This is a genomic window from Telluria antibiotica (assembly GCF_011682055.1).
GTDB lineage: Bacteria > Pseudomonadota > Gammaproteobacteria > Burkholderiales > Burkholderiaceae_D > Telluria > Telluria antibiotica.
Window position 1 is genome coordinate 216,604 of record NZ_JAAQOM010000005.1, and the last position, 22,231, is coordinate 238,834.

The following is a 22,231-nucleotide window of genomic DNA, read 5'->3' on the forward strand; positions in this document are numbered from 1 at the left end:
GATTCGCCATGCACACGACCACGACCGCCGCCACGCCAACGACGCAATTCCTGAGCTTCACCCTCGGCGGGCTCGAATACGGGCTCGACGTCGCCAAGGTGCAGGAATTGCGCGTGTTGAAGGCCCTCGAACGCTTCGCATCGGACGGCGAGATCATCGGCGGGGTGGCCGTATCGCGGGGCGTCGTCATGCCGCTCGTCGACATGCGCGCCGCCTGCGGCACGGCGGCGCGCGCGCCCGATCCGATGACGGACGTGATCATCCTCCGGTTGTCGACGTGCGTGATGGGGATGGTGGTGGATGGCGTGACGGGCGTCGTGTCGCTGGCGCCCGAGCAGGTCTCGCCCGTGCCCGGCGCGGACGACGCGCAGGTCGATTACCTGATCGGGCTGGGGCAGACGGGGACGCGCCGGCTGATCCTCGTCGACATCGACCGGCTGATGTCCGTGCGCCGCCCCAGGCAGGACGGCGCGCGCCAGGTGGCATGACCGTCAGGCGACGAGGCTTTCCAGCTGCTCCTGCAATTCCAGCCACTCGTTCTCGAGGTTGCCCAGGTCGCGCGTGAGGAACGCCTGGTCGGCCACGAGGTTCTTCAGTTCTTCCTTCTTGTCCGCCTCGTAGATGCCCGGCTCAAGCAGCCGGGCGTCGACGTCGGCCTTCTTCGCGTTCAGCTTCGCCATCTGCTCTTCCAGCCGCTTGATGCGGTTCTCGATGGGCTTCTTCAGCGCGGCCAGGCGCTGGCGCTCTTCCGCTTCCTGGCGCTTCTGCTCCTTGCGGTCGACCGTGGGGACGGGCGCCGGCGCGGCCGCGGACGCGGGCAGCGGGGCGCTCGCGGCGCCGTCGGCCTTCAACTTGGTCTGGAACAGCCAGTCCTTGTAGTCGTCCAGGTCGCCGTCGAACGGCTGCAGGCGGCCGTCCGCGACGATGATGAACTGGTCGGTCGTCGCGCGCAGCAGGTGGCGGTCGTGCGAGACGACGACGAGCGTGCCTTCGAACTGCGCCAGCGCCAGCGTGAGCGCCTCGCGCGTTTCCAGGTCCAGGTGGTTCGTCGGTTCGTCCAGCAGCAGCAGGTTGGGGCGCTGCCACACGATCAGCGCGAGCGCGAGGCGGGCCTTCTCGCCGCCGGAGAACGGCGCGATGGAGCTGGTCACCATATCGCCGGGGAAGTTGAAGCCGCCGAGGAAGTTGCGCAACTCCTGCTCGCGCGTGGTCGGCGCGATCTTCTGCAGGTGCCACAGCGGCGATTCGTCGTGGCGCAGCATCTCGACCTGGTGCTGGGCGAAGTAGCCGATGACGAGGCCCTTGCCCAACGTGGCCGTGCCCGCGAGCGGCGCGAGCTCGCCAGCGACGGTCTTGATCAGCGTGGATTTGCCGGCGCCGTTCACGCCCAGCAGGCCGATGCGCTGGCCCGTCTGCAGCGAGAAATTCACCTTGTGGACGATGGTCTTGCCGCCGACCTTGTCGCCGTGGCCGTCGAGGATAGCATAGCCGGCATCGACGTCTTCCATCACGAGCAGCGGATTCGGCGCCGACAGCGGATCGCGGAACTCGAACGAGAATTCCGCGGCCGCGCGCAGCGGTGCCAGTTCTTCCATCTTCGCCAGCGCCTTCATGCGGCTCTGCGCCTGGCGCGCTTTGGTCGCCTTGGCCTTGAAGCGGTCGACGAACGACTGCAGGTGGGCCCGCGTGCGCTGCTGCTTTTCGTATGCGGCTGCGGCCAGCACGAGGTGCGCGGCGCGCTGGCGCTCGAACGCGGAGTAGTTGCCCGAGTAGCGCTTCAACTTGCGCTCGTCGATGTGCACGATGACGTTCACGATTTCGTCGAGGAAGTCGCGGTCGTGCGAGATGATGATCAGGGTGCCCGCATAGCGCTTGAGCCAGTCCTCGAGCCAGATGATGGCGTCCAGGTCCAGGTGGTTCGTGGGTTCGTCCAGCAGCAGCAGGTCGGAAGGGCACATCAGCGCCTGCGCAAGGTTCAGGCGCATGCGCCAGCCACCCGAGAAGCTGGCGACGGGCTGGCGCATCTGTTCCAGCGAAAAGCCCAGGCCCAGCAGCAACTGCTCCGCGCGCGACTGCACCGTGTACGCGTCGGCGTCCGCGAGGCCCGAGTGCACATGGCCGATGGCGATGCCGTTCTCCGTCGTGTGCGGCAGGGCCTCCAGCCGATCCAGCTCGGCCTGCAGGTCGCGCAAATGCGCGTCGCCGTCGATCGCGTACTCGATGGCGGGACGGTCCAGCGCCGGCGTTTCCTGCGCCACGTAGGCCATGCGCCAGCGCGCGGGGAAGTCGATCTCGCCCTGGTCCGGATGGAGCTCGTTGCGCAGCATCGCGAACAGGCTGGATTTGCCGGCGCCGTTCGCGCCGATCAGGCCGATCTTGTCGCCGGGATTGAGGGTGAGGTCGGCGTCTTCCAGCAGCGGCTTGGTGCCGCGCATGAGACTCACGTTGGAAAATCGGATCATATTACCTGGAATCTAGCTCGGACCGTAGGGTGGGCACTCCTGTGCCCACGCGTACGCATCCATCACGCAAACGTTCGCGTGGGCACGGGGTGCCCACTCTACTGGGATAACTGCTCGGCCGTCAGCAGGAACACGGCGTCGTCGCCCTGGCTGGTCGTCAACCAGGTGAGGCCCAGGTGGCCGAACGCCGCTTCCGCGTACTCGCGCTCGTTGCCGATCTCGACGATCAGCACGCCTTCGGGGCTCAGGCGCTCGGCGGCGCCGTCGACGATCTTGCGCACGAGGTCCATGCCGTCCTCGCCGCCCGCGAGGGCGATCTGCGGTTCGCGCAGGTATTCCGGCGGCAGCTTGCCCATCGAATCGCTGTTCACGTACGGCGGGTTCGTCACGATCAGGTCGTACTTCTTGAATGGCACGTGCTGGTACAGGTCGGACTCGATCGGGTTCACGCGGCCTTCCAGCTTGTAGTCGCGGATGTTGCGCTCGGCGACGGCCAGCGCATCCTTCGAAATGTCGACGGCGTCGACGACGGCGTTCGGGAACGCGTCCGCCAGCATGATCGCGAGGCAGCCGGAACCCGTGCACAGTTCGAGCACGTTCTCGACGCCGTCCGGATCGGCCACCCACGGGCTGAAGAAATTCGGAATCAGCTCGGCGATGAACGAGCGCGGCACGAGCACGCGTTCGTCGACGTAGAAGTTGTAGCTGCCCAGCCACGCCTCGTTGGTGATGTAGGCGGCCGGCACGCGTTCGTTGACGCGGCGCTCGATGACGGCCATCACCTGCAGGATCTCTTCCGGCAGCAGGCGCGCGTCGAGGAACGGCTCGAGCTTGTCCAGCGGCAGCTTCAGCGTGTGCAGGATCAGGTAGGCGGCCTCGTCGAACGCTTCGGCGCTGCCGTGGCCGAAGAACAGCTTCGCGCCGTTGAAGCGGGTGACGGCGTAGCGCAGCAGGTCGCGCGGCGTGCAGAATTGGGTCGTGGTCATGGCCAGGTTTCGTCGTTATGCCGCGGACGGCGGGATGGTCAGCAAGCGCTCCAGCGTGCGCCGGTAGATGTTCTTGAGCGGATCGATGTACCGCACTTCGATGTGCTCGTCGATCTTGTGGATGCTGTCGTTGGGTGGCCCGAATTCTATCACCTGGGGGCAGATGCGGGCGATGAAGCGGCCGTCCGACGTGCCTCCGGTCGTCGAGAGTTCCGTCGTGACGCCCAGTTCCTGCTTGATCGCGCCGCAGATCGCGTCCGACAAGGTGCCTTTCGGCGTGAGGAACGGGTGGCCGGACAACGTCCATTTCAGGTCGTAGTCGAGGCCGTGGCGGTCGAGGATCGCGTGCATGCGCGCCTGCAGGCTCTCGGCCGTGCTGGCCGTGGAGAAGCGGAAATTGAAGTCGATCCTGATCTCGCCCGGGATCACGTTCGTCGCCCCCGTGCCGGCCGCGACGTTGGACACTTGCCAGCTCGTCGGCGGGAAGTATTCGTTGCCGTCATCCCATTTCTCCGCCGCGAGCTCGGCCAGTGCCGGTGCGGCCAGGTGGATCGGATTGCGCGCCAGGTGCGGGTACGCGATATGGCCCTGCACGCCCTTGACGATGAGGCAGCCGGACAGCGAGCCGCGGCGGCCGTTCTTGATCATGTCGCCCAGCACGTGGCTGGACGTGGGCTCACCGACGAGGCAATAGTCGATCGCCTCGTCCCGTTCTTTCAGCAGCTCGCAGACGATCACGGTGCCGTCCGTGGCCGGGCCTTCCTCGTCGGACGTCAGAAGGAAGGCAATCGAGCCCATGTGGTCCGGGTGGGCGGCCACGAATTCCTCGACGGCGACGACCATGGCGGCGATCGACGTTTTCATGTCGGACGCGCCGCGGCCGTACAGCTTGCCGTCGCGCCGCGTGGGCTCGAACGGCGCCGATGCCCACTGGTTCGCGGGGCCCGTCGGCACGACGTCCGTGTGGCCGGCAAACACGAACACGGGCGCCGCGTCGCCACGCCGGGCCCACAGGTTCGTCACGCCGTTCGACTCGATCGTCTCGCAGCGGAAGCCGAGCGGCGCGAGCAGCGCCTGCAGCTTCTGCTGGCAGCCTTTGTCCTGCGGCGTGACGGAATCGAGCGCGATCAGCTCTTCCGTGAGGAGTTGCGTGCGCGACGGTTTCATGCGGGCCAGTCTCCGAACAGGTTTTCGTACTGCTCGGCCGAGAAGCCGACGGACAGCTTGCCTGCGCCTTCCAGCACGGGCCGCTTGATGACGGACGGGTTTTCCAGCATCAGGTCGAGGGCGCTGGCCTTGTCGACGACCTGCGCGCGGCGGTCGTCGGACAGTTTGCGCCACGTCGTGCCCTTGCGGTTCACGAGCGTTTCCCAATCGATCTGTTCGAGCCAGTGCGCGACGGTGGCGCGGTCCAGGCCTTGCTTCTTGAAGTCGTGGAACTCGAATTCCTGGCCGTTGTCGGCGAGCCAGGTGCGGGCTTTCTTGACGGTGTCGCAGTTGGGGATGCCGTAGAGGGTCTTTTTCATGGCGGGGCGGGTGTTGCAATTCTGGAAGGCGGGAAGGATAGCACAGGGCGGGTGTCCACCGGCTAGTTTAGCAATGTCGAGGCCGGGAAGGAGTCCGCATCGCGGGGCGGTCGTCCTGCGGCGCTTTTCGGCGAGCGCGTCAATCGCCTATTCGAAGGGAATATCGGGGCAGTGTAATTTTAACAACAGATTGGTGCGGTGCTCACGAATCTTGCATAAATGTTTGATAGACTGTGTCTAGCTGGAAATCGCATCGAGTCGGTGTGTAACAGTGGCGTGATTTCCGTTTTGATAGCAGCGGGAAAGCACCTGACGACAGGAGGGCTGCATTATGCTACGGTGGCTGGCAAACTTAATTTCTCATCACGCTCCTACACCTGAGAAACACGCAAAACGGTCGCTCAACGACCTGCGCATGGAGCTGTATCAATCCGAGCAACATTTGCTTGAAATGCAGTTACGCGCAGATTACTACCGGGCTCGTATTGCTTTTCTGGAAGAGGTAACAACGAAGGGAATCGAGCAGGTATCCGATCAGCGTAAACGTCAACAGGAAGCTTCTCAGGCACTGCGGCCGGGGCTCAAGCTCACGGCGGCGCAATAGCGCCGAATCAAGTTACGGCCTGTCTCGACCAGCCGGAACCGACCCGTAGCGAACTTGTGAGCGCATCAATCGTGGAATCACTGCGTGAAGCGCTTCATATCGATGAGTTCAAAAGTGCTCATTCTGTCGAACGTAGCAGCGTAGGTTTGCCAGAGTTCCTTGGTCGTCCCGGCAATCGAAATGACCGCGATATCCAGGCCATTGCTTCCCCAGAACAGGGAGTAAAGGATGCGGTGAGGACCTTCCTCAGTTTCGAGACATGTACGTGTGAACAAGCCTTGATTGACCTCCGGGCACGACCTGATTACCTTGCTTTCCTTTTTCTTCGCCTCCGCAAACTCGAGGGCAAACTCCTTGGCCGTCTTTCCCGTTCCCTGCTTGACCCCAGTGAATGCCTGGATCTTGACACCCGTGGTATAGGGGCGATTTCCCGACGTGTCTTCCCGGGATAACGTCCACCTGTACACCGGGCCGCCATGCGCTTCGGCATAGAACCACTCGCTTGGGCGCTCGATCTTGCCGCCGGTCGGTTCAAGGGTCTGGACGACAAACTTGGACGGTGCAGTTTGCGCTGCAACAGAAGCGGAACAAAATAATAGGGATCCGGCGATGAGGAGATGTAATGCTTTCGTGACCGGGAGTCCAGCGCGTGTGAGTTGCATGTTCGTCTCGCTTGCCGCAGGTTGAGTGGGTGATCAGGCCGAACTCGGCCATTCGACCCAGCATAGCAGTTTGCCGAGCTCGAAATATCTCGAACTATCACGGCAGGCGCGACCCACCCAAAGCGGATGCCCGTCTTAAAAAACCGGGTCGCTAGCGAAAATGCGGATCACTGTGCCATGAACCACCCAACGGCAACAGTTGCTCCCGCACGGCCTGCAGTTTGCTGACCAGTTTCGTGCGCTTCTTCGGGGTCTTTAGCGTCGCTGGCAGACGGCTTAACCAGTGACTGTTCGGGCCAACCGATGCTTGCCGTTTCCTGGACAGCTGGCGACTGGTCGGGAGCGGTTTCGCCTCCATGACTTCGATGAAGTGGTTCAACTGTGCCAAGGAGCTGAACGCTAAATCCACCCCGTCCACATCGACGTGAAGGAACGCGAAGCCTTTATGCAATATCGCTGCCGGCGCAGGCGGAGCGTACTCCGTTGTCGATCCTTCTACCGGCAAATGAACCCAAAACGCCAGCGGCGCCACTCGCCAGTCAGGCTCTAGCGTGAAACGGAAATCGTGTGTCCTGGACGGTAACGATTCATCGATAGCCCACTCGGGAGGACGCGAAACGGTGAGGCGATCCTGGTCAATTGTCCAGCGTGAATTCCGTGAATGACGGCCCGTCCGGCTCGGCCGGTTTCGCCTGCTCCTGTTCGGCCTTGCTGTCCGGCCCGTTATTGATCAGCCAGAGCAGGTTGGTGGCCGAATCGGCGTTGGCGAGCGCCTCTTCCTGTGTGACGAGGTCGGCCTGCACCAGTTCCAGCAGCGCCTTTTCGAACGATTGCGAGCCGGGCGACAGGCTCTTGTCCATCGCGTCCTTGATCTCGCCGATGTCGCCTTTTTCGATCAGGTCCGCGATATAACGCGTGTTGACCATGATCTCCACCGCGGCCTGGCGCCGCCCGCCGGCCTTTGCGCGCACGAGGCGCTGCGACACGATGGCCTTCACCGCCGACGACAAGTCCTGCAGCAGGGCGGGGCGGTTCTCGATCGGATAGAAGCTGATGATGCGGTTCAGCGCGTTGTAGCTGTTGTTGGCGTGCAAGGTCGCCAGCACGAGGTGGCCGGACTGGGCGTATGCGAGGGCGGCGGCCATCGTGTCCTTGTCGCGGATCTCGCCGATCAGGATGCAGTCGGGCGCCTGGCGCATCGAGTTGCGCAGGGCGACCTCGAAATCCTTCGCGTCGCTGCCGATCTCGCGCTGGTTGACGATCGACTTCTTGTTCTTGAACAGGTACTCGATCGGGTCTTCCAGCGTGAGGATGTGACCGTGGCGCTGCTCGTTGCGGTGGTCGAGCATCGACGCGATCGTCGTCGACTTGCCGGAGCCCGTCGCGCCCACGATCAGCATCAGGCCCCGCTTTTCCATGATCAGTTCCGACAGCACGGGCGGCAGGCCCAGCTCGGCCAGCGGCGGGATCGTGGCGGGGACGAAACGGAACACGGCGGAGATGCTGCCGCGCTGGCGGAATGCGGACAGGCGGAAGCGGCCCAGGTTCGGCACCGAGATGCCCATGTTGAGCTCGTTCTCGCGCTCCAGCTCTTCCATCTGCTCCGGGCTCGCGATTTCCGCCAGCAGCACGCGGATGTTTTCCGGTTCGAGCTTGTTCTGGTTGATCGGGATGAGGTTCCCGTTGATCTTGATGTGGACTGGGGAATTGACCGCGAAGAACATGTCGGACGCGTTCTTTTCCTTCATCAACTGGAACAGGCGTTCCATCATCATGGTGCTCTCCCTTGCTGCGCAGTAATTTTCTGCGATTAAGGGATTCTAACCTGAGGGAGCGGGGATGCAAACGAAAGGTGGGCACCCCGTGCCCACCAGATGCATCCAGGATGAGAACGCTGGATTACACGCCGCGCAGCAGCTCGTTGATGCCCGTCTTCGCACGGGTCTTCGCATCGACCTGCTTGACGATCACGGCGCAATACAGGCTGTACTTGCCATCCGCGGACGGCAGGCTGCCCGACACGACGACGGAACCGGCCGGGATGCGGCCATACGTCACTTCGCCCGTCTCGCGGTTGTAGATCTTGGTCGACTGGCCGATGTACACGCCCATCGAGATCACCGAGTTCTCTTCGACGATCACGCCTTCCACGATCTCCGAGCGGGCGCCGATGAAGCAGTTGTCTTCGATGATGGTCGGGTTGGCCTGCATCGGTTCCAGCACGCCGCCGATGCCCACGCCGCCCGACAGGTGGACATTCTTGCCGATCTGCGCGCACGAGCCGACGGTGGCCCACGTGTCGACCATCGCGCCTTCGTCGACGTAGGCGCCGATGTTCACGTACGACGGCATCAGGACGACGTTCTTGCCGATGAACGAGCCGCGGCGGGCCACGGCCGGCGGCACGACGCGGAAGCCGCCTTTCGCGAAGTCTTCCGCCGTGTAGTTCGCGAACTTGGTCGGAACCTTGTCGTAGAACTGCATGCCCCCGCCTTCGACGGGCACGTTGTTTTCGAGGCGGAACGACAGCAGCACGGCCTTCTTGATCCACTGGTTGACGACCCAGCTGCCGGTGTCCTTCTGGGCCACGCGCAGGCTGCCGTCGTCAAGGCCGGCCAGGACGTGGGCGACGGCGTCGCGCACTTCGGCGCTGGCGGAGGCCGGGCTGATCTCTGCGCGCTGTTCCCACGCGGTGTCGATGATGGTCTGGAGTTGTTGGGTCATGATTTGTCTATTCAGGTGGTGTGTCAGGAAGACTTGAGGTCGTTGCAGAACTGGACGATGCGGTTCGCCGCTTCCAGTCCTTCGTCCACGCCGGCGACGAGCGCCATGCGGATGCGGTTGCGTCCCGGATTGCTGTCGTGCGCGTCGCGCGCGAGATAGCTGCCGGGTAGAACCGTTACATTATATTCGGCGTACAGGCCGCGTGCGAACTCCGTGTCCGACAGGCCTGTGCGGCGCACGTCGGCCCACAGGTAGAAGCCCGCGTCCGGCAGCTCGACGTCCATCACCTGCTTCAGCAACGGTGTGATGAGCGTGAATTTTTCCTTGTACAGGTTGCGGTTCTCCTGCACGTGGGCCTCGTCGTTCCATGCGGCGATCGACGCTGCCTGCACGGGCGGCGACATCGCGCCGCCGCAATAGGTGCGGTACAGCAGGAATTTTTTCATCAGTTCCGGATCGCCGGCGACGAAGCCCGACCGCATGCCCGGCACGTTCGAGCGCTTCGAAAGACTCGAGAACACGATCAGGTTCGTGTACGGCCGCGCGCCGCCGCTCCTGCCCAGCTGGTGCGCCGCTTCCAGCGCGCCCAGCGGCGGCGTGGCGCCGAAATAGATCTCGGAATAGCACTCGTCCGCCGCGATCACGAAGCCGTGGCGGTCGGACAGCGCGAACAGCTCGCGCCAGTCGTCCAGCGACAGCACGGCACCCGTCGGATTGCCGGGGGAGCACAGGTACAGCAGCTGCACGCGCTGCCACACGTCGTCCGGCACGCTCGCGTAATCGCAGCCGAAGTTGCGGCCCGGCTGCGAGTTCACGAAATAGGGCTCTGCGCCCGCCAGGTAGGCCGCGCCTTCGTAGATCTGGTAGAACGGGTTCGGGCTGACGACGAGCGCGCCCGCCTTGCGCGGATCGATCACCGTCTGCGCGATCGCGAACAGTGCCTCGCGCGATCCGTTCACGGGCAGCACCATCGTGGCCGCGTCGATAGTCGGGATGCCGTAGCGGCGTTCCAGCCAGCCGGCGATCGCGGCGCGCAGCGGTTCGCCGCCGTGCGTCGTCGGATACGTGGCGAGGCCGGCCATGGCGTGCGTCAGCGCTTTCTGGATGAAGGCGGGCGTCGCGTGCTTCGGCTCGCCGATGCCCAGGCTGATGTGGGCGAGGTCGGGATTCGGCGTGACGCCGGCGAACAGCTGGCGCAGCTTTTCGAACGGATAGGGGTGCAGGCGGTCGAGATGTGGGTTCACGGCGATGAGTTTTTCTTGGCGATGTTCGTGTGAGAAGGGCAATTATAGCGAGATCCTGTGCCACGCCGGGCTTTCCGGGGCCGTCGGGCTGGGTTAGTATTGACTAATGCAGCGCTCCGTCGACTACGTCCGCACTCTCACCGCCCAGGCGCGCAGCGCGCGCGCCAACCGTCACCTCGGCTTCGCGCTGGCCGGCGTGGCCGGGGCCATGAACGCGGGCGGCTTCCTCGCCGTGCACCAGTACACGTCGCACATGACGGGCATCGTCTCGTCGGCCGCCGACAACCTCGCTCTCGGCGCCGCCGACCTCGTGCTCGATGCGCTGGGCGCCATCGTGTCGTTCCTGCTGGGCGCGGCCAGCACGGCGCTGCTCGTCAACTACGGCCGCCGCCGCGCCCTCGCGAGCGAATACGCGCTGCCGCTGCTGTTCGAAGCCATGCTGCTGCTGGCGTTCGGCGTGCTCGGCGCGCGCCTGTCCAGCATCGCGGGCCTGTTCGTGCCCGTCACCGTGATGCTGCTGTGTTACACGATGGGGCTGCAGAACGCCCTGGTCACGAAGCTGTCGCACGCGGAGATCCGCACGACGCACATGACGGGCATCGTCACCGACATCGGCATCGAGCTGGGCAAGATGCTGTACTGGAATGCCGACGCGGCGGCCCGTCCTTACGTCGCCGCCAACCATGGACGGCTGGCCGTACTGTGCGGGCTGCTCGGCAGCTTCTTCTGCGGTGGCGTGGCCGGCGCCGTCGGGTTCAAGATGCTCGGCTACGTGGCGACGGTGCCGCTGGCGCTGCTACTGTCCGGCCTCGCCATCGTGCCCGCGCTGGACGACTTGCGCGCGCGGGCCCGCAGGGTCAAGTAACGTCGACGAATCGCATATGTGCGCGTGGGCTCGTTTCATTTGAGGCCCCCGGCCTCAAATGCCCACCCTACCGCGCTGACGGGGCGGATGCGTTCGCGTGGGCACGGGGTGCCCACCCTACCGTGTAGCAAGTAGGGGGGGCTCCCCGAGCCCACGCGTGACCCTCGAGTCAGCCGCCGCACTCCGGCAGCGTGACGGACGTGGCCTTGCCGTCGTAGGCGACCGTCCGCACCTCGCCCGTCTTCGTGCCGCAGCGCACGGCGAAGGACTGGCGTGCCGGCATGCCGTCGTAGCGACCCTGGCGCGGCGCGATGTCGAGGCGTTTCGCGCCGTCGGTCCACGTCATGCGCGCGAGGGCGTACGCGCCTTTCTGGTAGGCGTAGCCGTCGCCGCCGTCGTCGTACAGCTCGTACGTGCCGTCCTTGCCCGGATAGACGACGAGGTCGACGGGCGCATCCGACTTCTGGTCCGCGAACTGCTTCACGGGGCCCAGCGGCACGATGCTGCCGGCGCGCGCGTAGACGGGAATCGTCGCGATGTCGGCCTTCGCCGTCACCACCTGGCCCGGGGCCAGCTTCGCGCCGGTCCAGAAGTCGTACCACGCGTCCTTGCCGGGCAGGTAGACTTCGCGCGCCTGCGACTTCGGCTGCACGACCGGTGCCACGAGCAGGGCCTTGCCGAACATGTACTCGTCGGCGACGTGCAGCGCGTGCTCGTCGTCGCGGAAGTCGAAGGCGAGGGCGCGCATCATCGTGCCGTCGTTGTGCGTGACGTCCCACGAGGCCGAATAGATGTACGGCAGCAGGCGGTAGCGCACGTCGATGTAGTCGCGCATGATCTTCTGCGTGGCCGCGTCGAACTGCCAGATCTCCTTGCCGTCGCCCGTGCCGTGCACGCGGAACATCGGATTGAAGACGCCGAACTGGAACCAGCGCGTGAACAGTTCCGCGTACGCCGGGTCCGCCGGCTTGCCGCCGAAGAAGCCGCCGATGTCGGCCGACCAGTACGGGATGCCGGACAGCGTGAAGTTCAGCGCGGCGGGAATCTGGCGGCGGAACACGTCCCAGGTGCCCATCGTATCGCCCGACCACGTGATGGCCGCGTTGCGCTGCTGGCCCGCGTACGCGGAGCGGGTCAGGATGAACGCGCGCTTGCCGGCCTGGTCGCGCACCATGCCGTCATGCACGGCCGTCGTGTGCAGCAGCGGGTACGCGTTGTAGACGGCGCTGCCCGGACCGGCGGCCGTCGTGACCTCGCGCATCTGGCCCCACCAGCCGCCCAGTTCCGCTTCCGACGCGTCCAGCCACCAGCCGTCGAAGCCGAGCGTGCCGAGGCCGCGCATCACCTGGCGCCAGTACAGGTCGCGGGCGCGCGGGTTGTACGCGTCGTACCAGCGGCCCTTGCCGGCCGGGTAGACGTTCGGGTACGTGGCCGGATACAGGCCGCCGATGGCGTCCAGCGCCTTCGTGTTCGCGGTGTCCGTATCGAGGCGGGCCCACACGGAGATGATCGCGTGGACGTTTTCGTCGTGCAGCTTCTTGACCATGCCGGCCGGGTCGGGGTAGCGCGCCTTGTCGAATTCATGGCTGCCCCACTGGCCCGGCAGCCAGTACTGCCAGTCCTGGATGACGGCGTCGAGCGGCACCTTCATCTGGCGGTATTTCGCCGCGATGCCGAGCAGTTCGTCCTGCGTCGCGTAGTGTTCCTTCGACTGCCACAGGCCCCACGTCCAGCGCGCCATCAGCGGCGCGGTGCCCGTCAGGCGGCGGTAACCCTTGATCACGTCGTCGAGTTCGGGGCCGTACATGAAGTGGTAATCGACGCCCCCCGCTTCGGAGCGGATCATGATCGGCGGCCCGGACGGCAGGTCGACGTCGACGTCCGTGACGGCCGCGTTGTTCCACAGGATGCCGTAGCCCTGCGGCGAGACGAGCATCGGCACCGCGACGTCGCGGTTCGCCTGCTGCAGGCGGACGGTGGTGCCGCCGTAGTCGAGCAGGCCGTTCTGGTGCTGGCCGAGGCCGTACACGATGTTCCCGTGTTCGCCCGTATAGAAGCGCTGCGCGACGCCGTGCGACAGGTCCCGGCCGCCTTCCTTGATGATCTCCTTGCCGTCCGGCGTCTGGAAGACGACGTTGCCGTCTGCGCGTCCCACGCGCACCTTCAGGTCGGCCGTCGACAGCGTCCACGCGTCGGCGGATTCGGCGATCTGGAACCCGATCTTTTCAGGCTTGGCGATGACGGCCGGGTTGTAGTTGCCGGCAAAGCCCGCCGGGCCGAAGCGGACGTGGATGACGCGTGGCGCCACCGGTTCGATCGTCAGCACGCCCGCGTCGGTGCGCACCTGCATGCCCGTGTCGACGCGCTGCATCGACGGCGCCGCCGCATGCGCCGTCAGCGTCCAGGCGGACACGCTCCCAATGAATAAGGACTTCCACATTTGTTGTTCTTCCTGTTCGTGTTGGTGAACCTGCCGGTTGTCCCCGGTGGCAGGTGCGTTACACGTCATGTTGACGTAGTTTCAAAGTCTAACATGAAATGTTATCGCAAACATACTGAAATGAAGAGCATCATGAGGAGGTCAAGGCCCGTTCGCGCCACGCGCCCGGATTCACGCCCGACCATTCGCGGAACGCGTGCGTGAACGCACTCTGTTCCTGGAAGCCGAGCAGGAAGGCGATGTCGACGAGCGACAGGCCGTCCTGGCGCAGATAGTCCATCGCCAGCGCGTAGCGCGCGGCGTCCAGCACCTGCTGGAACGTCGCGCCCGCGTCCGCGAGCTTGCGCTGCAGGGTGCGCGGCGACAGCGCGAGTTCGGCGGCGATGCCCGCCAGCCGCACGGGTTCGCGCGCGAGCGTGCGCACGATGGCCGCGTGTACCTGCGCGACGATGCCGCTCGTCGCCTGCGCCCGTTCGCGCAGCAGGCGTTCGGCGTGCTGTTGCAGCAGCGGATACAGCGCGGTGTCGGCGGCGGGCAGCGGCAGCGCGAGCAGGGCCGCGTCGAAATCGACCGTGTGTGCGGACGCGCCGAACGCGGGCACGCCGCCCAGCACGCGCGCGTACTCGGCCGGGTCGGCGTCGATGGGCCGCGCGTGCGCGAACGCGAGGGCGTGCGGCGCCAGCGGTCGGCCCGCGAGCCACGAGCCGAACGTGCGGATGCCGGCGAACACGCTTTCCGCCAGGTGCCGGCTCGCGTGCGGATAATGGCTGATCCACGTGTAGCGCGCGTGGGCGCCATGGGCCTCGAGGCGGGAGCGCCCGAGGTCGTGCGACAGTTGTTCGTAGCGCTGCGTCTGTTCCAGCGCCTGGCCGATGTCGCGGCAGGCCAGCAGCACGAGGCCATAGACGCTGTACGTGCCGGGCCGCACGCGCTCGCCCACGTGCAGGCCGAAATGCGGGTCGCCGGCCAGGCGGCTGCCCGCGTCCAGCAGTGCGATGTAGTCGGATGCCGCCAGCGCGTCCGGCAGCGGGTCGGGCAGGTCGGGTGCGAGGCCGGCGGCTTGCGCCAGCGCGGACGGGGCGATGCCCAGCGCGGCCGCGGTCTCCAGCAGCGGCTGCAGATAGGCCGCGGTGACGCGCGACGGTGTGGCTGGCATGTTCGAACAAGCGCTTGGCATGAATCCGCAATACTCGGGTCGTCGTTTTTCTTAAAGTGGCCGCAAACGAGTATAGCCGCATAACACGACGGGGAGAACGGCAGATGCGACGCTGGAACGGTTGGGGAGACGATACGATCGATGTGCCGGTGGGCGAGGGCGCACTGGCATTCCTGCGCGGCGCCATCGGCGCGGGCACGGCGCCGCGCGATGCCGCGTTCGACGCGCTGTGCGGAAGCCTGCCGCCCGGCCGCCTGCCGCCGCATCCGCTCATCGATGCGGGCGCGCCGGCGCGGCTCGCGCACGCGGCGGGCCAGAGCCTGCAGGACTGGCTGCGTTTGCGCTACGGCCGCATCGACGCGGCGCCGGACGGCGTCGCGTACCCGGAAAGCGCGGACGACGTGCGCACCTTGCTGCGTTTCGCGGCGGCGCACGATGCGGCCGTCGTGCCGTACGGCGGCGGCACGAGCGTCGCGGGCCACCTGGACGCCGTCGGCGCGCGGCCCACACTCTGCGTCGACATGGCGCGCATGCGCGCCCTCGTGTCGCTCGACGAGGAGGCGCAGCTCGCGGTGTTCGAGGCGGGCGTGGCGGGGCCGGACCTGGAAGCGCAGCTGCGCGCGCACGGCTATACGCTGGGCCACTTCCCCCAATCGTTCGATTACTCCACGCTGGGCGGCTGGGTCGTCACGCGCTCGTCCGGCCAGCAATCGCTGCGCTACGGCCGCATCGAGCAGCTGTTCGCGGGCGGCCGCGTGGAGACGCCGTCCGGCACGCTCGCCATGCCCACGTTCCCCGCGTCCGCCGCGGGCCCCGACTTGCGCGAACTGGTGCTGGGGTCGGAAGGCCGGCTCGGCATCCTGACGGAAGCCGCGGTGCGCATCAGCCGCCTGCCGCCGTACGAAGCCTTCCACGCCGTGTTCTTCCCCGACTGGCATGGCGCCGAGCGCGCCGTGCGCATGATCGTGCAAGCGCGCCTGGGCCTGTCGATGCTGCGCCTGTCGAATGCGACGGAGACGGCCACGATGCTGATGCTGGCCGGCCACGGCCGCCAGGTCGCGTTGCTGGAAGCGTGGCTGAAGATGCGCGGCGCGCGCGCCGATAAATGCATGCTGCTCGTCGGCGCGAGCGGCGAGAAGGCGCAGGCACGCGCCGCGCTGAAGGCCGCGCTGGCGCTGGCGCGACGCGACGGCGGCGTGCACGCGGGCCGTGGACTGGGCGAGCGCTGGAAGCGCAACCGCTTCCGCAACGTGTACCTGCGCAACAGCGCGTGGGCGCACGGGTATGCGATCGACACGGTGGAGACGGCGCTCGACTGGCCCCGCGTCACGCCCGCGATGCACGCGATCGAGCGGGCCGCGCACGGCGCGCTCGCGCGTGACGGCGAGCGCGTGCACGCGTACACGCACTTGTCGCACCTGTATCCGCAAGGCGCCAGCGTCTACTCGACGTTCATCTGGCGCCTGGCCGGCGACTACGACGCGGACCTCGCGCGCTGGCGCCAGTTGAAGACCGCGGTGTCGGAGGCGATCGTCGCGGGTGGCGGCACGATCAGCCACCAGCACGGCGTGGGCCGCGACCACGCGCCATGGCTCGCGCACGAAAAGGGAGAACTGGGCATGGCGGCGCTGCGCACGCTGTTCTGCGAGTTCGATCCGGATGGACGCATGAATCCGGGCAAGCTGGTGACGCCATGACGGCAGATCACGCCGCGCTGTGGCAGCGGGACGGGCGCGCAGGCCTGGCGGAGGTGCTGGCGGGCGAGTGGGACCTGATCGTGATCGGCGGCGGCATCAGTGGCGCCGGCGTGCTGCTGGAGGCCGCGCGGCGCGGCTTGCGTGCGCTGCTCGTCGAGCGCCGCGACTTCGCGTGGGGAACGTCGAGCCGCTCGTCGAAGCTCGTGCACGGCGGGCTGCGCTACCTGAAGGGCGGCCACCTGCGGCTGACGGCGGAATCCGTGCGCGAGCGCGAGATGCTGTTGCGCGCCGCGCCCGGCCTCGTCGAGCCGCAGGGCTTCGCGTTCGCGCAGTACGAGGGCGCGCGCGGCCGCCGCAGCTTCCTCACGGGCCTCGCGCTGTACGATGCGATGGCACACCGGCGCGAACCGCACTGGCTCGCCGCCGACGACTTCCTGCTGGCGGCGCCGAACGTGAAGCGCGACGGCCTGGCCGGCGGCATCGTCTACACGGACGCCCGCACGGACGACGCCCGCCTCGTGCTGCGCGTGCTGCGCGAGGCGCTGGACCACGGCGCGGCGGCCGTCAACCACCTGGGCGCGCGCGAGCTGCTGCGGGCGGGCGGCCGCGTGTGCGGCGCGACGCTCGCCAGCGCCGACGACGGCACGACCTACACGGTGCGCGCGCGCGTCGTCGTCGATGCGACGGGTGCCTGGTCCGGCGCCTTGCACGGCCAGGGCCCGCGCCTGCGTCCGCTGCGCGGCAGCCATCTGATCCTGCCCGCGTGGCGGCTGCCGCTGGCGCGCGCCGTCAGCCTGATGCATCCCCACGACGGCCGGCCCGTGTTCGCATATCCGTGGGAAGGTGCGACGCTCGTCGGCACGACGGACCTCGACCACGACGACGGCATGGAGCGCGAGCCCCGCATCACGCGCGCGGAAGTCGATTACCTGATGGCGGCGCTGCAGGCGCAGTTCCCGCACCTGCAACTAACCGACGATGACGTCGTGTCGACGTATGCGGGTGTCCGGCCCGTCATCGCGGGCAAGGAAGGCGGGGCGCCGTCGCAGGAAGGGCGGGAGCACGTGGCGTGGAGCAGTCCCGGTCTCGTGGCGATCGCCGGCGGGAAGCTGACGACGTTCCGCGCCATTGCGCTCGACGCGCTGCGGCTCGTAAAGCATCAACTGCCCGGCTGGGACGATCCGCTCGACGCGTGCCCCGTGTTCGCGCCGGTCCCGCTGCCGGCCGTGCCGGTCGATGTCGACGTCGATGCCGGCACGCTGCGCCGGCTGCACGGGCGCTATGGCGCGTGCGCTGCTGCGCTCATCGATGCGGCGGGGCCCGGCGAACTGGAACGCATTCCCGGCACGGAAACGGCATGGGCCGAGCTGCGCTGGGCCGCGCGCAGCGAAGCCGTGCGGCACCTGGACGACCTGCTGCTGCGCCGCACCCGGCTGGGCCTCCTGCTGCGCGACGGCGGCGCGGCGCACCTGGCGCGCATCCGCGCGATCTGCCAGCCGGAACTCGGCTGGGACGACGTACACTGGGCGCGGGAAGAGACGGCGTACCGCGCCCACTGGACCCTTCACCACGGCCTGCCCCATGAAGACTGACACGACGACGATCCTCGCCATCGACAACGGCACCCAGAGCGTGCGCGCGATCCTGTTCGATCTCGCCGGGAACATCGTCGCCAAGTCGCAGGTGATGCTGGACGCTTATTTTTCCCGGCAGCCCGGCTGGGCCGAACACGACCCCGAAGACTATTGGCAATCGTTGTGCCGCGCGTGCCAGGGCCTGTGGACGCAGCCCGGCGTGCGGCGCGAGTCGATCGCCGGCGTCGCAGTGACGACGCAACGCGGCACCGTCGTCAACCTGGACCGTGACGGCCGCCCGCTGCGCCCCGCCATCACGTGGCTCGACCAGCGCCATACGGACACGGTGCCGCCCCTGGCCTGGTGGTGGCGCACGGCGTTCAAGCTGGCGCGCGTGGACGGCACCATCGATTATTTTCGCGGCGAGGCCGAGATCAACTGGATTCGCGCGCACGAGCCGGAGGTGTGGGCCGCGACGGACAAATTCCTGCTGCTGTCCGGTTACCTGAACTGGCGGCTGTGCGGGCGCTTCGCCGATTCGTCCGGGTCGCAGGTCGCGTACGTCCCGTTCGACTACAAGCGCCGGCGCTGGGCCGGGCCGCGCGACTGGAAGTGGCAGGCGCTGGCCGTCGAACCGCGCATGCTGCCGGAACTCGTGGAGCCGGGCGACCGGCTGGGCGAGATCGGCCGCGCCGCCGCGGAGGCGACCGGCATCCCGGCCGGCACGCCGCTGCTGGCGGCCGCCGCGGACAAGGCGTGCGAAGTGATCGGCGCCGGCTGCCGCGAGCCGCACGTCGGGTGCCTCAGCTACGGCACGACGGCTACCATCAACACGACGGGCACGCGCTACGTCGAGGTGACGCCGTTCCTGCCGCCGTATCCGGCCGCGATTCCCGGTGCGTACAGCAGCGAGGTACAGGTGTTCCGCGGTTACTGGATGGTCAACTGGTTCAAGGAGCAGTTCGGCCACCGCGAGCAGCAGCGCGCGCTGGCGGAAGACGTGGCGCCCGAACACCTGTTCGACCAGCTCGCGAGCGCCGTCCCGCCGGGCTCGATGGGGCTGATGCTGCAGCCGTACTGGACACCCGGCATCCGCGTGCCGGGACGTGAAGCGAAAGGCGCCATCATCGGCTTCGGCGACGTGCACACGCGGGCGCACGTGTACCGCGCAATCCTGGAAGGCCTCGCGTACGCGCTGCGCGAAGGGAAGGAGCGCATCGAACAGCGCAGCGGCGTGCCGATCACGGCGCTGCGCGTGTCCGGCGGCGGCTCGCAGAGCGATTGCGCGATGCAGCTGACGGCCGACATCTTCGGGCTGCCGACGGCGCGGCCGCACGTGTACGAGACGTCGGCCCTGGGCGCCGCCATCGACGCCGCGGCGGGCCTGGGCCTGCACCGCGATTTCGCGGCGGCGATGGATGCGATGACGCGGGTGGGCCGGGTGTTCGAACCGGTGCCGGCGCACCGCGACGTGTACGACCGGCTGTATCGGCAGGTCTATCTCAAGATGTACCGGCAGTTGCAGCCGCTGTACCGCGAGATCGCGGCGATCACCGGGTATCCCGCGCGCTAGCGTCAGTACAGCGCCGCGTCCTGCACGACGTCCCACGCCGTACCGACGATGGTTGCCTCGACGCGGTTGCGGCCCCCGGCCTTGGCGGCATACATGGCGCGGTCGGCGCACACGAACAGGTTGTCGGTCGCATCCAGCTGTGTCGGCACGATCGTGGCCACACCGACCGACACGGTAAGCCACGTCGACGTCGGTGAGCGCGGGTTCGGGATCTCCAGCGCCTCCACGGCCGCGCGGATCATCTCCGCGAGGCGCGCCACGCTTTCCGCCGGCGTCTCCGCGAACAGCAGCACGAATTCCTCGCCACCGTAGCGCGCGGCGAGATCGGTTGGACGCGCGGCGTGGTCCTGCAGGGTCTGCGCGACCCGCTGCAGGCACACGTCGCCGGCCGCGTGGCCGAGCGTGTCGTTGTACAGCTTGAAGTGGTCGACGTCGAGCACGACGAGCGACAGCGGCTGCGCGTTGCGGATCGCGCGCTGCCATTCCTTCTCCAGGAACGCGTCGAAGTGGCGCCTGTTGGCGATCTTCGTGAGCGGATCGAGCAGCGCCGCGCGCTGCAGCGCATCTTCGGACTGCTTGTGGTGCGTGATGTCGTGCAGCAGCGCGACGAACAGGCCGTCTGCCGCGTGCATCGGCGTCATCGTCAGGTCCATCGCGCGCAGGCCACCGTCGCGGTGGCGGATCTTGACTTCGCGCGTGCCATAACCGATCGCATCGAGGCCCTCGCAGCAGCCGGCCTCCGGGCAGTCCAGCAAGTCCTTCAGCGACAGGCCCACGAGTTCGTCGGGCGCATAGCCCAGGTAGCGGTCGCAGGCCGGGTTCGCGTACTGCACGCGCCCGCAGCCTTCGACGATCAACAGACCCTGGTCCATGCTGTTGACGATCATGCGTAGCCGGTCGGCCTGTTCCGACTGCGTGTCGGTGCTGCTGCGCAGGCGCAGCTGGGCGCGCACGCGCGCGCAGACTTCTTCCAGCCGCAGCGGCTTCGGGATGTAGTCGGCGGCGCCCGTGTCGAAGCCGGCGACGATGTCGGCCGTGTCGCCGCGCGCGCTCATGAAGATCACGGGAATGCGCGCCGTGGCCGGATGCGCCTTCAGGCGGCGGCACGTCTCCAGGCCGTCGAGGCCGGGCATGACGACGTCGAGCAGGATCACATCGGGTTTGACGCGCTGGGCGATGTCGAGCGCGCGGTCGCCGGACGTGGCGACGAACGTCTGATAGCCTTGGCGCAGCATCATCGACCGCAGCACGCCGAGGTTGTCGGGCGCGTCGTCGACAATGAGAATGGCGGGCTTGCGCGAGTCGGCAAGCGGCGCGGTCGCAGGGTTGGTCATACGGTGCTTGGCGGGGGGATGCACGTTAGATTGCGTGCAAAATCATACACCCCGCAGAGCTGCGGCGGGCAATAAGTTTTTTTACTATCGGGAAAATATGTAACTTTTGCGCAACTGACAATTGTTTAGTCAGTTCGACAATTGTCGTAGACGGGCGGCACCATGGTACCGCCCTTTGAACAGGACCTTACATCTGGTCCTTGATGAGCTTGCCGAGGGTGGCGATGCCTTCGCGGATGCGCTCCGGCGGCACCGTCACGAACGACAGGCGCAGCGTGTTCGTTTCCGGCTTGTTCGCATAGAACGGACCACCCGGGACGAACGCCACGCGCGCGGCGATGGCCTGGTCGAGCAGCTTCATCGCGTCGATGTGCTTCGGCAGCGTGACCCAGACGAACATGCCGCCTTCCGGACGGGTCCACGTCACGCCTTCGGGGAATTGCTCGGCCATCGCGTCCAGCATCACCTGGCACTGGTTCGCGTACAGGCTGCGGATCGTGGGGATGTGCTCGTCCAGGAAGCCGTCCTTGACGACTTCGTGCACGACCATCTGCGTGAGCGTGGCCGTGTGCAGGTCGGCGGCCTGCTTCGCGAGCTCGAGGCGGCGCACGAGCGGCAGCGGGGCGACGACGTAGCCCAGGCGGATGCCCGGCGTCAGCACTTTCGAGAAGGAGCCCATGTAGATCACGCCGTCCGGGTTCATCGACAGCATGCGCGGCATCGGCTCGCCCTTGTACGACAGCGCGCCGTAAGGATCGTCCTCGATCAGCGGCAGGCCCAGGCGGGCGCAGGTCTCGACCAGTTCCAGGCGGCGCTCGATCGACAGCGAACGTCCGGTCGGATTCTGGAAGTTCGGCAGCGAGTACAGCAGGCGCGCACCCTTGGCCAGCGGCTCGATCGACGAGGGCACGAGGCCGTGGTCATCGGTCTCGACCGACTGGAATTCCGGGCGGTAGACGGAGAAGGCCTGCAGCGCGCCGAGGTAGCTGGGGGTTTCCACCAGCACGCGCGAACCTTCGTCGATCAGGACCTTGCCCAGCAGGTCGAGCGCCTGCTGCGAGCCGGACACCATCAGGATCTGCTCCGGCACGATCTTCGTGCCTTCCGTGGACAGGTAGTTCGCCACCCATTCGCGCAGCGGCGCGTAGCCGTCCGTCGGGCCGTACTGCAGCGCTTGCTTGCCGTTTTCCGACAACACCTTGTCGTAGGCGGCTTTCATGCGTTCGACGGGGAACGTGGCGGGCGAGGGCAGGCCGCCGGCGAAGGAAATGATTTCCGGACGCTGCGTGATCTTCAGGATCTCGCGGATCGCCGAGCTTTGCAGCTGCTGCGCGCGTTCCGAGAACTGCCACTGGATGGGATTGGGATTTTCGATTTTCATACT

The 22,231-nt window shown here is 66.9% G+C and carries 18 protein-coding genes; 6 read left to right on the forward strand and 12 right to left on the reverse strand.

All coding sequences use genetic code 11. The features are described 5' to 3' along the window. The first annotated feature begins 8 nt into the window (after positions 1 to 8). Entirely contained in the window at positions 9 to 488 is a 480-nt protein-coding gene (locus tag HAV22_RS10440; RefSeq protein ID WP_166859020.1) for a chemotaxis protein CheW, read from the forward strand. Between the two features lie 3 nt (positions 489 to 491). On the opposite strand, the gene HAV22_RS10445 is transcribed toward HAV22_RS10440, so the two are convergent. From HAV22_RS10445 to HAV22_RS10460, 4 genes are all read right to left on the reverse strand, one after another. Continuing rightward, positions 492 to 2,462, reverse strand: a complete 1,971-nt coding sequence (locus tag HAV22_RS10445) for an ATP-binding cassette domain-containing protein (protein WP_166859021.1) — start codon at positions 2,460 to 2,462, stop codon at positions 492 to 494. Positions 2,463 to 2,560: 98 nt separating this feature from the next. Beyond that, a complete protein-coding gene (prmB, locus tag HAV22_RS10450) occupies positions 2,561 to 3,448 on the reverse strand; it encodes a 50S ribosomal protein L3 N(5)-glutamine methyltransferase (protein ID WP_166859022.1) in 888 nt (295 codons plus the stop codon). 15 nt (positions 3,449 to 3,463) lie between these two features. Further along, positions 3,464 to 4,615 carry a succinyl-diaminopimelate desuccinylase gene (gene dapE / locus HAV22_RS10455; protein ID WP_166859023.1) on the reverse strand — a complete coding sequence of 384 codons (1,152 nt, stop codon included), beginning with the start codon at positions 4,613 to 4,615 and terminating at the stop codon, positions 3,464 to 3,466. Further along, entirely contained in the window at positions 4,612 to 4,974 is a 363-nt protein-coding gene (locus HAV22_RS10460) for an ArsC family reductase (protein WP_166859024.1), read from the reverse strand. The genes dapE and HAV22_RS10460 overlap by 4 nt, the downstream gene beginning before the upstream one ends. A gap of 415 nt (positions 4,975 to 5,389) precedes the next feature. Here HAV22_RS10460 and HAV22_RS10465 point away from each other — a divergent pair, with 415 nt between their 5' ends. Beyond that, on the forward strand, positions 5,390 to 5,578 hold the full coding sequence (locus tag HAV22_RS10465) for a hypothetical protein (RefSeq protein ID WP_229421175.1): 189 nt from the start codon (positions 5,390 to 5,392) through the stop codon (positions 5,576 to 5,578). Between the two features lie 77 nt (positions 5,579 to 5,655). Here HAV22_RS10465 and HAV22_RS10470 read toward each other — a convergent pair whose 3' ends face one another. The 4 genes from HAV22_RS10470 to dapC form a co-directional block, all read right to left on the reverse strand. After that, positions 5,656 to 6,240, reverse strand: a complete 585-nt coding sequence (locus HAV22_RS10470) for a hypothetical protein (RefSeq protein WP_166859026.1) — start codon at positions 6,238 to 6,240, stop codon at positions 5,656 to 5,658. A gap of 635 nt (positions 6,241 to 6,875) precedes the next feature. Continuing rightward, positions 6,876 to 8,015 (reverse strand): PilT/PilU family type 4a pilus ATPase, encoded by a 1,140-nt coding sequence (locus HAV22_RS10475; RefSeq protein WP_166859027.1) that lies wholly within the window; start codon positions 8,013 to 8,015, stop codon positions 6,876 to 6,878. 124 nt (positions 8,016 to 8,139) lie between these two features. Then, the gene (gene dapD / locus HAV22_RS10480; RefSeq protein WP_166859028.1) at positions 8,140 to 8,964 is read right to left on the reverse strand and encodes a 2,3,4,5-tetrahydropyridine-2,6-dicarboxylate N-succinyltransferase; all 825 of its coding nucleotides are present in this window, start codon (positions 8,962 to 8,964) and stop codon (positions 8,140 to 8,142) included. A 23-nt stretch (positions 8,965 to 8,987) separates the two neighbouring features. Beyond that, positions 8,988 to 10,208, reverse strand: coding sequence for a succinyldiaminopimelate transaminase (gene dapC, locus HAV22_RS10485; protein ID WP_166859029.1), 1,221 nt, complete (start codon positions 10,206 to 10,208; stop codon positions 8,988 to 8,990). 106 nt (positions 10,209 to 10,314) lie between these two features. On the opposite strand from dapC, the gene HAV22_RS10490 reads away from it, so the two are divergent. Beyond that, a complete protein-coding gene (locus HAV22_RS10490; RefSeq protein WP_166859030.1) occupies positions 10,315 to 11,073 on the forward strand; it encodes a YoaK family protein in 759 nt (252 codons plus the stop codon). 169 nt (positions 11,074 to 11,242) lie between these two features. Here the strand turns inward: HAV22_RS10490 and HAV22_RS10495 are convergent, their stop codons facing one another. Together HAV22_RS10495 and HAV22_RS10500 are read right to left on the reverse strand one after the other, a co-directional pair. Then, positions 11,243 to 13,513, reverse strand: a complete 2,271-nt coding sequence (locus HAV22_RS10495; protein WP_166859031.1) for a glycoside hydrolase family 31 protein — start codon at positions 13,511 to 13,513, stop codon at positions 11,243 to 11,245. Positions 13,514 to 13,643: 130 nt separating this feature from the next. Further along, positions 13,644 to 14,669, reverse strand: coding sequence for an AraC family transcriptional regulator (locus HAV22_RS10500; RefSeq protein ID WP_229421176.1), 1,026 nt, complete (start codon positions 14,667 to 14,669; stop codon positions 13,644 to 13,646). 104 nt (positions 14,670 to 14,773) lie between these two features. On the opposite strand from HAV22_RS10500, the gene HAV22_RS10505 reads away from it, so the two are divergent. Genes HAV22_RS10505 through HAV22_RS10515 form a run of 3 tightly spaced genes read left to right on the forward strand, consistent with a single transcriptional unit; the run spans position 14,774 to position 19,513 of the window. Further along, on the forward strand, positions 14,774 to 16,366 hold the full coding sequence (locus HAV22_RS10505; RefSeq protein ID WP_166859033.1) for an FAD-binding oxidoreductase: 1,593 nt from the start codon (positions 14,774 to 14,776) through the stop codon (positions 16,364 to 16,366). Further along, positions 16,363 to 17,958, forward strand: coding sequence for a glycerol-3-phosphate dehydrogenase/oxidase (locus HAV22_RS10510; RefSeq protein WP_166859034.1), 1,596 nt, complete (start codon positions 16,363 to 16,365; stop codon positions 17,956 to 17,958). Before HAV22_RS10505 ends, HAV22_RS10510 begins: the two co-directional genes overlap by 4 nt. Continuing rightward, positions 17,948 to 19,513: an FGGY-family carbohydrate kinase gene (locus HAV22_RS10515; RefSeq protein WP_166859035.1), complete on the forward strand. Its 1,566-nt coding sequence runs from the start codon at positions 17,948 to 17,950 to the stop codon at positions 19,511 to 19,513. Before HAV22_RS10510 ends, HAV22_RS10515 begins: the two co-directional genes overlap by 11 nt. A 2-nt stretch (positions 19,514 to 19,515) precedes the next feature. On the opposite strand, the gene HAV22_RS10520 is transcribed toward HAV22_RS10515, so the two are convergent. Both HAV22_RS10520 and HAV22_RS10525 read right to left on the reverse strand, forming a co-directional pair. Then, positions 19,516 to 20,847, reverse strand: a complete 1,332-nt coding sequence (locus HAV22_RS10520) for a diguanylate cyclase (protein ID WP_166859036.1) — start codon at positions 20,845 to 20,847, stop codon at positions 19,516 to 19,518. A gap of 187 nt (positions 20,848 to 21,034) precedes the next feature. Further along, positions 21,035 to 22,228, reverse strand: coding sequence for an aminotransferase-like domain-containing protein (locus tag HAV22_RS10525; RefSeq protein ID WP_166859037.1), 1,194 nt, complete (start codon positions 22,226 to 22,228; stop codon positions 21,035 to 21,037). Between the last annotated feature and the right edge of the window lie 3 nt (positions 22,229 to 22,231).

Coding starts and splice junctions, on each gene's coding strand:
- dapD (WP_166859028.1), bottom strand. CDS start 8,964: ATGACCCAACAACTCCAGACCATCATCGACACCGCGTGGGAACAGCGC.
- HAV22_RS10440 (WP_166859020.1), top strand. CDS start 9: ATGCACACGACCACGACCGCCGCCACGCCAACGACGCAATTCCTGAGC.
- HAV22_RS10495 (WP_166859031.1), bottom strand. CDS start 13,513: ATGTGGAAGTCCTTATTCATTGGGAGCGTGTCCGCCTGGACGCTGACG.
- HAV22_RS10445 (WP_166859021.1), bottom strand. CDS start 2,462: ATGATCCGATTTTCCAACGTGAGTCTCATGCGCGGCACCAAGCCGCTG.
- HAV22_RS10515 (WP_166859035.1), top strand. CDS start 17,948: ATGAAGACTGACACGACGACGATCCTCGCCATCGACAACGGCACCCAG.
- HAV22_RS10500 (WP_229421176.1), bottom strand. CDS start 14,669: ATGCCAGCCACACCGTCGCGCGTCACCGCGGCCTATCTGCAGCCGCTG.
- dapE (WP_166859023.1), bottom strand. CDS start 4,615: ATGAAACCGTCGCGCACGCAACTCCTCACGGAAGAGCTGATCGCGCTC.
- HAV22_RS10505 (WP_166859033.1), top strand. CDS start 14,774: ATGCGACGCTGGAACGGTTGGGGAGACGATACGATCGATGTGCCGGTG.
- HAV22_RS10490 (WP_166859030.1), top strand. CDS start 10,315: ATGCAGCGCTCCGTCGACTACGTCCGCACTCTCACCGCCCAGGCGCGC.
- HAV22_RS10460 (WP_166859024.1), bottom strand. CDS start 4,974: ATGAAAAAGACCCTCTACGGCATCCCCAACTGCGACACCGTCAAGAAA.
- HAV22_RS10470 (WP_166859026.1), bottom strand. CDS start 6,240: ATGCAACTCACACGCGCTGGACTCCCGGTCACGAAAGCATTACATCTC.
- HAV22_RS10520 (WP_166859036.1), bottom strand. CDS start 20,847: ATGACCAACCCTGCGACCGCGCCGCTTGCCGACTCGCGCAAGCCCGCC.
- HAV22_RS10475 (WP_166859027.1), bottom strand. CDS start 8,015: ATGATGATGGAACGCCTGTTCCAGTTGATGAAGGAAAAGAACGCGTCC.
- HAV22_RS10525 (WP_166859037.1), bottom strand. CDS start 22,228: ATGAAAATCGAAAATCCCAATCCCATCCAGTGGCAGTTCTCGGAACGC.
- HAV22_RS10510 (WP_166859034.1), top strand. CDS start 16,363: ATGACGGCAGATCACGCCGCGCTGTGGCAGCGGGACGGGCGCGCAGGC.
- prmB (WP_166859022.1), bottom strand. CDS start 3,448: ATGACCACGACCCAATTCTGCACGCCGCGCGACCTGCTGCGCTACGCC.
- HAV22_RS10465 (WP_229421175.1), top strand. CDS start 5,390: ATGGAGCTGTATCAATCCGAGCAACATTTGCTTGAAATGCAGTTACGC.